The organism is Streptomyces sp. CB01635, from assembly GCF_002803065.1.
Lineage (GTDB): Bacteria > Actinomycetota > Actinomycetes > Streptomycetales > Streptomycetaceae > Streptomyces.
Genome location: NZ_NNBL01000007.1, coordinates 23,811 through 35,930, shown reverse-complemented (window position 1 = coordinate 35,930; position 12,120 = coordinate 23,811). Strand labels below are relative to the sequence as shown.

Annotated in this window: 11 protein-coding genes; 5 read left to right on the top strand and 6 right to left on the bottom strand. The window is 72.0% G+C overall.

Annotation, left to right across the window (positions count from 1 at the left end; translation table 11 throughout):
- Positions 1-7: 7 nt before the first annotated feature.
- Complete coding sequence (locus CG723_RS20900) at positions 8-1,741, bottom strand: urease subunit alpha (RefSeq protein WP_100595003.1); 1,734 nt, start codon at positions 1,739-1,741, stop codon at positions 8-10.
- Entirely contained in the window at positions 1,738-2,427 is a 690-nt protein-coding gene (ureA, locus tag CG723_RS20895) for an urease subunit gamma (protein ID WP_100595002.1), read from the bottom strand. The genes CG723_RS20900 and ureA overlap by 4 nt, the downstream gene beginning before the upstream one ends.
- A 157-nt stretch (positions 2,428-2,584) precedes the next feature.
- Here ureA and CG723_RS20890 point away from each other — a divergent pair, with 157 nt between their 5' ends.
- Positions 2,585-4,036, top strand: a complete 1,452-nt coding sequence (locus tag CG723_RS20890; RefSeq protein ID WP_100595001.1) for a cytosine permease — start codon at positions 2,585-2,587, stop codon at positions 4,034-4,036.
- A gap of 12 nt (positions 4,037-4,048) precedes the next feature.
- On the opposite strand, the gene CG723_RS20885 is transcribed toward CG723_RS20890, so the two are convergent.
- Positions 4,049-5,137 (bottom strand): branched-chain amino acid aminotransferase, encoded by a 1,089-nt coding sequence (locus tag CG723_RS20885; RefSeq protein ID WP_100595000.1) that lies wholly within the window; start codon positions 5,135-5,137, stop codon positions 4,049-4,051.
- A gap of 275 nt (positions 5,138-5,412) precedes the next feature.
- Positions 5,413-6,462, bottom strand: coding sequence for a 3-isopropylmalate dehydrogenase (locus CG723_RS20880; protein WP_100594999.1), 1,050 nt, complete (start codon positions 6,460-6,462; stop codon positions 5,413-5,415).
- A gap of 167 nt (positions 6,463-6,629) precedes the next feature.
- Here CG723_RS20880 and CG723_RS20875 point away from each other — a divergent pair, with 167 nt between their 5' ends.
- Positions 6,630-8,228, top strand: a complete 1,599-nt coding sequence (locus tag CG723_RS20875; protein ID WP_100594998.1) for a purple acid phosphatase family protein — start codon at positions 6,630-6,632, stop codon at positions 8,226-8,228.
- A gap of 12 nt (positions 8,229-8,240) precedes the next feature.
- Here CG723_RS20875 and CG723_RS20870 read toward each other — a convergent pair whose 3' ends face one another.
- Together CG723_RS20870 and CG723_RS20865 are read right to left on the bottom strand one after the other, a co-directional pair.
- The gene (locus CG723_RS20870) at positions 8,241-8,381 is read right to left on the bottom strand and encodes a hypothetical protein (RefSeq protein ID WP_100594997.1); all 141 of its coding nucleotides are present in this window, start codon (positions 8,379-8,381) and stop codon (positions 8,241-8,243) included.
- 253 nt (positions 8,382-8,634) lie between these two features.
- On the bottom strand, positions 8,635-9,195 hold the full coding sequence (locus CG723_RS20865; protein ID WP_100594996.1) for a GNAT family N-acetyltransferase: 561 nt from the start codon (positions 9,193-9,195) through the stop codon (positions 8,635-8,637).
- A gap of 52 nt (positions 9,196-9,247) precedes the next feature.
- Here CG723_RS20865 and CG723_RS20860 point away from each other — a divergent pair, with 52 nt between their 5' ends.
- From CG723_RS20860 to CG723_RS20855, 3 genes are read left to right on the top strand one after another with little or no spacing between them, the layout of a single operon-like run.
- Positions 9,248-10,066, top strand: a complete 819-nt coding sequence (locus CG723_RS20860) for a CDP-alcohol phosphatidyltransferase family protein (protein ID WP_107489205.1) — start codon at positions 9,248-9,250, stop codon at positions 10,064-10,066.
- The gene (locus tag CG723_RS47640; RefSeq protein WP_234374429.1) at positions 10,063-10,917 is read left to right on the top strand and encodes a phosphatidate cytidylyltransferase; all 855 of its coding nucleotides are present in this window, start codon (positions 10,063-10,065) and stop codon (positions 10,915-10,917) included. The genes CG723_RS20860 and CG723_RS47640 overlap by 4 nt, the downstream gene beginning before the upstream one ends.
- Positions 10,914-12,110: a lysophospholipid acyltransferase family protein gene (locus CG723_RS20855; RefSeq protein WP_234374428.1), complete on the top strand. Its 1,197-nt coding sequence runs from the start codon at positions 10,914-10,916 to the stop codon at positions 12,108-12,110. Before CG723_RS47640 ends, CG723_RS20855 begins: the two co-directional genes overlap by 4 nt.
- Positions 12,111-12,120 lie beyond the last annotated feature (10 nt).

The following is a 12,120-nucleotide window of genomic DNA, read 5'->3' as shown; positions in this document are numbered from 1 at the left end:
CGGGTCCTCACAGGAAGTAGAGACGGTTCAGGGAGACGGAGTCGGCCGGTTCGGAGCGGACCGGGTCGCCGTCGAGCGTGACGAGTCCGGTGGCCTGGTCGACATCGATGGAGCCGGTGCGCGAGTTGAGCCGCAGGTCGGCGGGGCCGATGCCGCGGGTGCCGCGGACGGCGACGCGGCGGCGGCGGGTGGGCATCTTGTCGTTGCCCTGGTCGAGGGCGGCCTGGGCGACGAAGGCGACGGAGATGTCCGCCGCGGTCGCGCCGTGCGCCCCGAACTGCGGTCCCAGGACGAGGGGTTCGCAGGTGTCGGTGGCCGCGTTCGGGTCGCCGACGACGCCGTACGCGGGGAAGCCGGACTTGAGGACGAGCTGCGGCTTCGCGCCGAAGAACTCGGGGCGCCACAGCACGATGTCGGCGAGCTTGCCGGCCTCGATGGAGCCGACCTCGTGGGAGAGGCCGTGCGCGATGGCGGGGTTGATGGTGAGCTTGGCCATGTAGCGCAGGACGCGTGCGTTGTCGTCGTCGTGACCGTCGCCCTCCATCGGGCCGAGCTCGCCCTTCATCTTCCCGGCCATGGCGAATGTGCGGCGCACGGTCTCACCGGCGCGGCCCATGCCCTGCGCGTCGGACGACGTGATGCCGATGGCGCCCAGGTCGTGCAGGACGTCCTCGGCGCCCATCGTCCCGGCGCGGATCCGGTCACGGGCCATGGCGGCGTCGCCCGGCAGGTCGGTCTTCAGGTCGTGGACCGAGACGATCATGCCGTAGTGCTCGGCGACGGCGTCGCGGCCGAAGGGCAGCGTGGGGTTGGTGGACGACCCGATGACGTTCGGGACGCCCGCCATCTTCAGGACGTTCGGTACGTGTCCGCCACCGCAGCCCTCGATGTGGAAGGCGTGGATGGTGCGGCCGTCGAGGACCCTGAGGGTGTCCTCGACGGACAGGCACTCGTTCAGGCCGTCGCTGTGCAGGGCGACCTGGACGTCGTGCTCCTCGGCGACGCGCAGCGCGGTGTCGAGGGCGCGGGTGTGGGCGCCCATGTCCTCGTGCACCTTGAAGCCGGACGCGCCGCCCTCGGCCAGCGCCTCGATCAGCGGGGCGTCGTGCGAGGACGAACCCCGGCCGAGGAAGCCGATGTTGACGGGCCAGGCGTCGAACGCGTTGAACGCGTGGCGCAGCGCCCAGGGCGAGTTGACGCCGACGCCCCACACGGGCCCGAACTCCTGGCCGATGATCGTGGTCACACCGGAGGCGAGCGAGGCCTCCATGATGCGCGGCGACAGCAGGTGTACGTGGGTGTCGACGGCGCCCGCGGTGGCGATGAGGCCCTCGCCCGACACGATGGACGTGCCGGTGCCGACGACGACGTCGACCCCGTCGAGGGTGTCGGGGTTGCCGGCGCGCCCGATGGCGTGGATCCGGCCCTCGCGGATGCCGATGGAGACCTTCCTGATCCCCTGCACGGCGTCGATCACGAGGACGTTGCTGATCACGACGTCGCAGGTCTCGCGGACGGCCGCGGCCTTGAGGTGGAGTCCGTCGCGGGCGGTCTTGCCGAAGCCGGCGAGGAACTCGTCGCCGTACGCCTGCGCGTCGGACTCGACGCGGACGGTCAGGCCCGAGTCGCCGAGGCGGACCCGGTCACCGGCGCGCGGGCCGTGTGTGGCGGCGTACGCGTGGGGGTCGATGTGCCGGCTGCCCGGCGCGCAGTGGTCGCTGTGCTTGGTGGGCCTGCTCATGCGCCCGTTCCCTTCACTCCGAGATATCCGCAGGCGGCTGCCCTGCGCAGGGCCTCCTCCTTGGCGCCCGGCGCGTCCAGCGGGCCGTCGACGAGCCCGGCGAAGCCGATCGCGACGCGCGCGCCGCCGATGGGCACGAGGCCCACCTCGGCGCTCTCCCCCGGCCCGAACCGCACCGACGACCCTGCGGGGACGGCGAGCCGCATGCCGTACGCGGCCGCGCGGTCGAAGTCGAGCCGCGGGTTGGCCTCGAAGAAGTGGAAGTGGGAGGTGACGGAGACGGGGACGCTCGACGTGTTGGTCGCCGTGAGCGTCACCGTGGCCGGCGGGTCGCTGTGCTCGGGGCCCGGGAGCAGCGCGCCCGGCGCCTCGTCACCCAGCGACGAGCCGATCGGGTCGCTGACCACGGCGAGCCGCGATCCGTCGTCGAAGACGGCCTCGACGTGCACCTCCGTCACGACGTCGGAGACGCCGGGCAGCACATCGTCGGGGCCGAGGACGGAGCGCGCCGCCTCGATGGCCTCGGCGAGCCGCCGGCCGTCCCTGGCCGCCTCGCACACCGTGTCCGCGATCAGGGCCGTCGCCTCGGGGACATTGAGCCGCAGGCCCCGGTTCTTCCGGGCCCTGGCCAGCTCGGCGGCCCCGAACAGCAGCAGCCGATCACGTTCCGTGGGGGTCAGACGCACGCCACCACACCTCCCGTACAGGTTTAGAACTTCACTCTAACCATACGATTCACAACTCGGAAACATTGACGTGTCAGCTTGGGATGGGTCACATTGAACGCTGCTCTAAAACACCCGACGTGACCGATGCAACGACGCAAAGATCAGGGGTCCCCCCATGGCGATAGAACAGCGCGGTGTAGACACCATCCCCGACGAGGAACGCACGAGCGGTCCCCGGGACATCGTCTCGATCCTCCTCGGCTCGAACCTCTGCCTCGGGGTGATCGTCTTCGGCTGGCTGCCCGTGTCGTTCGGACTCGGCTGGTGGGCCTCGGTCACCTCAGTAGTCGCGGGCACGCTCCTCGGCACCGCGCTCACCGCCCCGCTCGCCCTGGTCTCCCTGCGCACCGGCACGAACCTGTCGACGTCGTCGGGCGCCCAGTTCGGCGTCCGCGGCCGGCTCGTCGGCTCGGTCGTCGGCCTGCTCCTGTCGCTCGGCTACACCGCGCTGACCGTGTGGATCGGCGGCGACGCGATGACGGGCGTCCTGCACCGCCTGTTCGGCGTGCCCGAGTCGGGCCTCACCTACGGCATCGTCTACGCGCTCCTGGCCGCCGCCACCGTGATCGGCGCGGTCTACGGCTACCGCGTCCTGCTGCGCCTGTCCCGCGTCCTGGCCGTGGGCATGACCGCGCTCCTGGCGCTCGGCGTCGTCGCGTACGCCCCGCACTTCACCACGGCGCCGCTGCCGGACGCGGGCGGCTACCTCCTCGGCTCGTTCTGGCCGACCTGGCTGCTCGCCCTCGTCGCCGCCGGCCTGTCGGGCCCCATCGCGTTCATCACGCTCCTCGGCGACTACACGCGCTACGTGTCCCCGGCCCGCCACTCACAGCGCAGCGTCCTGCGCGCCACCTGGCTCGGCCTGATCGTCGGCCTGCTGACGCCCCAGCTGTTCGGCACGTTCACCGCGTACGCGGCACGCGCCGCCCTCGACTACGCGGGCTCGCTCGTCTCCGCCTCGCCCACCTGGTACCTGATCCCGCTGCTGCTCGCCGCCTCCGCGGGCTCGGTCGGCAACGCGGGCCTGATGCTCTACTCCATGGGCCTCGACCTGGACGCGATCCTGCCCCGCGCCTCCCGCACGGCGGCGACCTACACGGTCGCGGCCGTCGCCACGGTCTGCGTCTTCGTCGGCCACTTCGCGTGGGCGGCGCAGGACGCCATGACGTCGTTCGTCCTGCTCCTCACCGCGATCGGCACCCCCTGGGCCGTGATCACCCTGATCGGCTTCGTCCGTTGCCGCGGCGTCTACGACGCGGACGCGCTCCAGGTCTTCAACCGGCGCTCGCGCGGCGGCGTCTACTGGTACCGCAACGGCTGGAACCCGCGCGCCACCGTCTCCTGGGCCCTGGGCGCGTTCGTCGGCCTGCTCGCGGTGTCCCTGCCGTCGTACGAGGGCCCGCTGCTCTCCCTGACGGGCGGCGTGGACTGCAGCTTCCTGCTGTCGGGCCTGGTCGGCGGGGCGGCCTACCTGGCGCTGACGGCACGCGAGGTGCGCTCGGTACGCGTCAGGGCCGCCGCGGACAAGAAGTCCGAGGCGGCCCTGGTCACGAGCGGTGAAGGCTGAGCGCGAGCGGCTCTAGCCGAGCTGGTGCATCCAGCCGTGCTTGTCCACGCTCGTGCCGCGCTGGATGTCGAGCAGCGCCTCGCGCAGCTTCAGCGTGACCTCGCCGGGCTCGCCGCCCGACTGGGTCCACTGCGCGCCGGCGCGCTTGACGGTGCCGACAGGCGTGATGACCGCCGCGGTGCCGCAGGCGAAGACCTCGGTGAGCGTGCCGTTCTCGGAGTCGGCCTGCCACTGGTCGATGGAGACGCGGCCCTCGACGGACTCGTAACCCAGGTCGCGGGCGACCGACAGGAGCGAGTCACGGGTGACACCCGCGAGGAGCGAGCCGGTCAGCTCGGGGGTGACGATCTTGTCTCCGTACACGAAGTACAGGTTCATGCCGCCCAGTTCCTCGACCCACTTGTGCTCGACGGCGTCGAGGTAGGCGACCTGGTCGCAGCCCTCGGCTGCGGCCTCGGCCTGGGCGAGGAGGGACGCCGCGTAGTTGCCGCCGGTCTTGGCGTCGCCCATGCCGCCGGGGACGGCGCGCACGCGGTCCTCGGACAGCCAGATCGACACCGGCTTGACGCCACCGGCGAAGTAGGCGCCCGCGGGCGAGGCGATCACGATGAAGAGGTACTCGTTGGCGGGCTTCACGCCCAGGCCGACCTCGGTCGCGATCATGAAGGGGCGCAGGTAGAGGGACTCCTCGCCGCCGTGCGCCGGGACCCACGCGATGTCCTGCGTGACCAGCGCGTCGCACGCCTCGATGAACGTCTCGACCGGCAGCTCGGGCATGGCGAGGCGGCGCGCCGAGGCCTGGAAGCGCTTGGCGTTCATCTCGGGGCGGAAGGTGGCGACGGTGCCGTCGGGCCGGCGGTATGCCTTGAGGCCCTCGAAGATCTCCTGCGCGTAGTGCAGGACGTTCGTCGCCGGGTCGAGGGAGAGCGGTCCGTAGGGCACGAGCTGCCCGTCGTGCCAGCCGCGGCCCTCGGTCCACCGGATCGTCACCATGTGGTCGGTGAAGTGGCGGCCGAATCCCGGGTTGGCCAGGATCGCCTCGCGCTCCGCGCCGGACAGCGGGGTCGAGGAGGGCTTGAGCTCGATCGTGGGCGTCGTCATGGTTGCGTGTCCTTCACCGGTTGTGTGTGACGGACCGCTTCACGCTCGCAGCTGGAAGCACGAACTTCCCAACTACTCGGTCGTCCGAGCTTTTGCGTTCACCGCGGCCCCACGTCCGATTATCGCTCGTGGGGTCCGATGGACGAAAACAGCCCGTACGGGTCCTGCGTGAGGTGCGGCCCTGGGGTTGATGGTGGCACCCGGGGACCGCAAAGGTGAAGCCGCCGGGTGCGGATGCGACCCGGCGGCTGCTTAAGTGCATTGACAGCGGCGGGTCAGCCGGCTACTCGTCCGGCGAGCGCGTCGCCGATCTCGTCGGTCGACCGCACGCTGGTGCCGCGCTCGGCCAGGTCGGCGGAGACGGCGTCCTCGATGCGGGCGGCCTCCGCCTCGTAACCGAGGTGACGCAGCAGGAGCGCCACGGACAGGACCGTGGCCGTAGGGTCGGCCTTGGCCTGGCCGGCGATGTCGGGGGCCGAGCCGTGGACCGGCTCGAACATCGACGGGAACTCGCGGGACGGGTTGATGTTCCCGGAGGCCGCGACGCCGATACCACCGGAGACGGCGGCGGCGAGGTCGGTGATGATGTCGCCGAAGAGGTTGTCGGTGACGATCACGTCGAAGCGCTCGGGGTCGGTGACGAGGAAGATCGTCGCCGCGTCCACGTGCAGGTAGTCGGTGGTGACCTCGGGGAACTCCGCGGCCACCTTGTTGAAGATGTTCGTCCAGAGGTGGCCCGCGAAGGACAGCACGTTGTTCTTGTGGACCAGCGTGAGCTTCTTGCGGGGGCGGGCCTGGGCGCGGGCGAACGCGTCACGGACCACGCGCTCGACACCGAACGCCGTGTTCACGGAGACCTCGGTGGCGACCTCGTGCGGGGTGCCGGTACGGATCGAGCCGCCGTTGCCCGTGTACGGGCCCTCGGTGCCCTCGCGGACCACGATGAAGTCGATCTCCGGCTGGCCCTTGAGGGGCGTCGCCACACCCGGGAGCAGCTTGCTCGGGCGGAGGTTGACGTGGTGGTCGAAGAGGAAGCGGAGCTTGAGCAGGAAGCCGCGCTCGAGGACGCCGGACGGGACCGAGGGGTCACCGATCGCGCCGAGCAGGATGGCGTCGTGCTGCTTGAGTGCCGCGACATCGGCGTCGGTGAGGGTCTCACCGGTCGCGTGGTAGCGCCTGGCGCCGAAGTCGTATTCCTTGGTCTCCAGCTTCACATCCTGCGGGAGGACTGCGCCGAGGACCTTGAGCCCCTGGGCCACGACCTCCTGGCCGATGCCGTCACCGGGGATCACTGCGAGATTGAGGATGCGAGAGCTAGCCGACATACGGGTACCCTACGTCGGCGTCCCATGGGATGACACTCGATGTCCACCATTCGGACATGCGGCCGTGGGTTCCGTCGGGCGCTCCGCCGTACGGGCTGCCGCGGGGTCGATTTCTGTTCACCCGCAGGTATGGCCCTCGTTGGTTGCCACTGGGAAGTTTTCTTCCCATGGACACACCGAACGTGGGCATTCCCGAGCAGCTGGCCCGCCGTCTGAGCATGCCGGAGCAGCACGAGTACCTCCGGGCCCGGTTCAGCAGGCGGCGCGCGCTGACCGGGACCGCGGCGAGCCTGGGCGGCCTGACCCTCCTGGGCGGCTCGGCCTCCTCTGCGTGCGCCACGCCTTCCGCCGCCGCGTCGCCCGCCGCTCCCGTCCGCTCGGCAGCCGTGCAGGTCGACGGCTCCCTCGTCGCACCCTTCGCCCGCCATCTCGCCTTCGGCGCCGACCCGAAGACGCAGATGCGGATCTCCTGGCAGGTGCCGTTCGCGGTACGCAAGCCGTTCGTACGGGTGGGCCTCAAGCCATGGGACCTCAGCCGGAAGATCGAGGCGGAGGTGCGCGCGCTGCACACCCCGAGCTTGTCGAAGAAGCTCCCGGCGGTCGAGCAGCACTATCTGCACGCCGCCCTGGACGGCCTGACCCCCGGGACGACGTACTACTACGGAGTCGGCCACGACGGTTTCGACCCGGCGTCCGCGGAGCGCATCGCGACGATCGGTTCCTTCCGCACGGCTCCGGCGAAGGCGGAGAAGTTCGTCTTCACGGCCTTCGGCGACCAGGGCGTCAGCTATGACGCGCTCGCCAACGACCAGCTGATCCTGGGCCAGAACCCCTCGTTCCATCTGCACGCGGGCGACATCTGCTACGCCGACAGCACCGGGCACGGCAAGGAGTCGGACACGTACGACGCGCGCGTGTGGGACCAGTTCCTCGCGCAGACGGAGTCGGTCGCGAAGTCGGTGCCGTGGATGGTGACGACCGGCAACCACGACATGGAGGCCTGGTACTCCCCCAACGGGTACGGCGGCCAGTCGGCCCGCTGGACCCTGCCGGACAACGGCCCGGACCCGCGGAACGCGCCGGGCGTCTACTCCTTCGTGTACGGGAACGTGGGCGTCGTCGCGCTCGACGCGAACGACGTCTCGTACGAGATCCCCGCGAACAAGGGCTACACGGACGGTAAGCAGACCGCGTGGCTGGCCAAGCGGCTCGGTGAGCTGCGCGCGCGCAAGGACATCGACTTCGTGGTGGTCTTCTTCCACCACTGCGCGTACTCGACGTCGACGCACGCCTCCGACGGCGGGGTGCGCGCCGCGTGGCTGCCGCTGTTCGCCGAGCACCAGGTGGACCTGGTGATCAACGGGCACAACCACGTGTACGAGCGCACGGACGCCATCAAGGACGGAGAGGTGGGCAAGCCGGTGCCGGTCGGCGCGTCGACCGATCCGACGCGCGACGGCATCGTGTACGTCACCGCGGGCGGCGCCGGCAAGGACCTCTACGGGTTCGGCCTCGGGGTCAAGGACAGCTACGAGGGCCATGTCCAGGACCGCGAGTCGATCGTGACGTTCCACTGGACGAAGTCACGCCTGCCGGACCCGGACACCGTGGAGTGGTCGCGGGTGCGGTACACCGGCTTCTCGTTCCTCGCGGTGGAGGCGGAGACCGGCGGGGCGGGCGTGACCCCGAGACTGAAGGTCTCCGCACTGGCCGAGAGCGGCAAGCGCATCGACTACTTCGAGATCAAGCGGGGCGCACAGCCGTAGGGACGCGGGCCCCTAACAGGACTCGTGCCCCGTCTCGCCGCCGTTGTCCCTGCGGTCGAGGGCTCGCTGCAGGGCGGCGGCGGCGTTCTTGCGGTCTGAATCGGACGGCGATGCGTGACGGACTCGGCGGCGGACGGGCGTCGCTGTGGCCATGAGAGATCGACTCCTTGAGATCACGGGGATTTCGAGGCGCCGGAAGAGGCGGGGAGCCTGGAGCGGCAGGGGTTGCCTGCCTTCTGCTCAGCTCACGACCGCCATTCGCTGGATCGAGCGAGACGTTCGGCTCTTACAAAGCTAAGCGAGGAGCCTGCTTCTGTCTCCACAATTACTCGGACTTCCTACTATCTGAGACGGGAGTCACGGAGACGGGTCGCTTCGCGCGGGGCCGGCCGGCGCTCCCCCTCGGTCAGAGAACGTCGCCGCCCCGCCAGTCGAAGAGGAGCGCGTGGGCCGGGTCGAGGACGGCGGTGGCGCGGCGCAGGTACGGCGCGCCCTCGTCGTCCGGCAGCCGCACCGGCCCGTCGGGACCGTACGCGGCGAAATCGCCCTGCCACTGTTTCCAGCCCCGCGCCCGGTAGAGCCCGGCCCCATCGGGCGACGCCGACAGCGCGCCCAGTTCGTAGGCCGCGTCGATCACCCGCTCCAGGGCCGCCATGACCTGCCCGCCCAGGCCGCTCCTGCGCGCATCGGCGCGGACGGCGACGCCCTCGACGTAGCCGGTGCGCAGCGAGCGGCCCGCGTGCGCGACCCGGCGCTGCACGACGGAGCCGTGCGCGACGAGGTCGCCGGCACTGTCGCGCACGAGGGCGTGCACGCCGCCGACGGCGTGGTCCCAGTCGTCGTCACTGAAGCCGCCGTCGAAGGCATCGTCCAACAGGGCGCGCACGGACCGGAGTTCGGCTCGGTTGAGGTCGGCGGTGTGTGCGGTGCTCAGCGTGGTCACCGTGACACCGTACTCACGCGCCATTTGAGTACGCGTGCCGATTTCACGCCGCGTGCGCGACGGCACAGTCGTACTCATGAACGGCCTCTACGCTCTCAAGCCCTGGTACGCGGACCGGCTCTCCGGCCTGCGCCGCGCGCTGGCCGCCCGGCAGGTCTCGCCCGACACCCTGACGGTGGCCGGTGTCGTGTGCGCCGTCGGCGCGGCGGCCGCGCTCGCCTGGCTGCCGGCGCCGCTGGCCGCGCTGCCGGTGGCGGTGCTGCTCGCGGCGCGGCTCGCCTTCGCGAACCTGGACGGCGCGCTCGCCCGCGACACCGGCCGCACGACGCGTCACGGCGCTCTCCTCAACGAGCTGGGGGACCGCGTGGCCGATCTGCTCGTCATCGCGGGTTTCCTGCCGCTGGCCCCGCTGTGGCTGGTGGCCGCGGCGGCCTTCGCGGCGACACTCCCTTCGTGGGTCTCCCTGGCGGGCGCGGCGGCGGGCGCTCCCCGGCGCAATGGCGGCCCGGTCGGCAAGACGGAGCGCTGCCTCCTCGCGGTCGTGGCCGCGGCCTCGGGCTGGGCGGTCCCTGTGCTCGCGGTCGTCGCGGCGGGGTCCGCGGTGACGGCGGTGGTGCGAGCGGTGTGGGTGTGGAGGGTGCTTGGCCGGGCTGAGCAGGCTGCGGCTACGGCGTCTGCCGCGGCGCCCGAGAAGGCTGAGCTCCCCGTGGCGGAGCCCACGGCCCCGGCCACCCGTCGCCGTCCGTCGCCCTCCCCCTCCCACGCCCCCACGCTCAACTCCCGCCCTCCGATGCCCGATCGCGGCCTCGATCCCGGCGAGGTGTCCGGCTCCATCACCCACACCCGCCCGCAGTCCCCCGCGGACCGCGGTACGCAGCTTCGGGGCACCCGATGAGCGCCGTGTTCGTCGCCGGTGAGGTGGCCGGGCGGGCCGTGCCGGTCGTGGCCGGGGTCCTCGGGGCCGGTGGTGTCGCCGTCGCCTCGCTGCCGTCCCGGGTACGGATGCGGGCCGAGCTGCGCAGGCGCTGGCGGACCTGGGCGCTGTCCGCGCCGCTGTTCATCGGCGCCTTCCTCGTGGGCCGCGCGGGCGCGTTCGTGCTCGCGGCCGGGCTCGGTGCGGTCGCCGTGGGCGAGTACGCGCGGATGACGGGCCTGCCCCGCGCCGAGCGGGCCGTACTGGTGGCCGCGGCAATTGCCGTGCCTGGCGCGGCACTTGCGGGGCCCGACCCCCGCACGACCGGGGCACTTCTCGTACTCGCCGTGCTCGCTGCGGTCTGCGCGGGCGACGCCGAACAGGGCTTCACGCGCGCGTCCCGCACGCTCTTCGGTCTCCTGTGGATCCCGGTGTCGCTGAGCGGCCTGGTGCTGCTCGGCGACACGGCGCTCGCGGTCGGGGTCGCGGTGGCGTTCGGTGACGTGGGCGCGTGGTGCGGCGGTACCGCGCTCGGCCGACGGGGGCCGCTCTCGCGCCGCCTCTCGCCGCTGTCCCCGAACAAGACATGGGCGGGCGTGGTGGGCGCCGCTGCCGCAACTGCCGCCGCACTCTCAGCAGTCGGCGCCTTCACGCCGGTCCTGTGGGCCGCCGTCCTGGCCGGCTGCGTCCTCGGCGATCTCGTCGAGTCGATGGTGAAGCGCGAGGCGGGCGTGAAGGACGCGGGCAGCTGGCTTCCGGGCTTCGGCGGGCTCCTCGACCGTATCGACTCGCTCCTCGTGGCCCTGCTCCTCGTGATGGTGGTGACCCTGTGACGACGACCGTGACCGCTCCGGCCCGTGTGCGCCCGGCCCGTGCGGCCGCCCGGCTGCGCCACGCCCTGTGGTGGCTCGTCCTCACGCTCACCGGCGGTGTGGAGCGCCGGGGCCGGCTCCCGCGCGGCGGCTGCGTCGTGGTCGCCAACCACAGTTCGCACGCCGACACCGCCGCGCTGCTCGCCGCGCTCGACGCGTCGCACGCGCCGGCGATCGGTGCGGCGGCCGACTACTGGTTCGCCTCGCCCTGGCGCAGCCGGATCTGCAGCCGCCTCGCCGCCGGGTTCCCGGTGCGGCGCTCGGGCGGGGGCATGGACGACCTGCTCGGCATGGCGGACACGCTGCGCGCGGGCCACGCCGTCGTCCTCTTCCCCGAGGGCACGCGCGCGCGTGCGGGTGAGCTGGGGTCGTTCCACCGGGGCGCGCTGGTCCTGGCGGAGCACGCGCGCGTGCCGGTGGTGCCGGTCGGTATCGCGGGCACGGACCGGCTCCTGCCCAAGCACGGCAGGCTGCGCCCGTCCCTGGTCCGGGTGCGGATCGGCGAACCGCTCCCGTACACGGCGACACCGGAGGAGGCCCGTAAGGCGGTCGCGGCGCTGCACGACCGCACGGTCGCCGAGCCGCTGCGGGACTCCCGCGCCCGCAAGGTCCTGGCCCGCGTGATCAGCGCGCGGCTCGGGCTGCTCCTGGCCTTCGCCTGGGCGTGCGCGGAGGCACTGAGCTGGCCGCTGATGCCGGAGCTGTTCCTCGCGGTGGCGTGCGTGGCGGTGCCGCGCCGGGCCCTGAAGCTGTCTGTCACGGCGCTCGCGGGCAGCCTCGCCGGCGGCCTGCTCGCGCTCCAACTGGCGTCCGCGGGCGTCTCGTTGCCCGCACCCCTGACGACGGACCGGATGCGGGCGGAGGTCCGTCACGAACTGTCCGTCGAGGGCGCGTCGGCGGTACGCCACCAGCCCTGGAACGGCATCCCGTTGAAGGTCTACGCGAAGGAGGCGGGCCGCGCGGACGTCCCCGTCACGCACTGGCTGTCCGAGTCGGCACGCGCGCGCGGCGCCCGCACACTCACGGTGGGGCTTGCGTTCGGCGCCTTCGGCTTCCTGGTGCACCGGCTCCGCAGGCTCTACGGGCTCTACCTGGGCCTGCTGTGCGGCGGCTTCGCGGCCGGTCTCTCGCTCATCGTGGCGGGCTGGAGCTGACGCGGGCCGT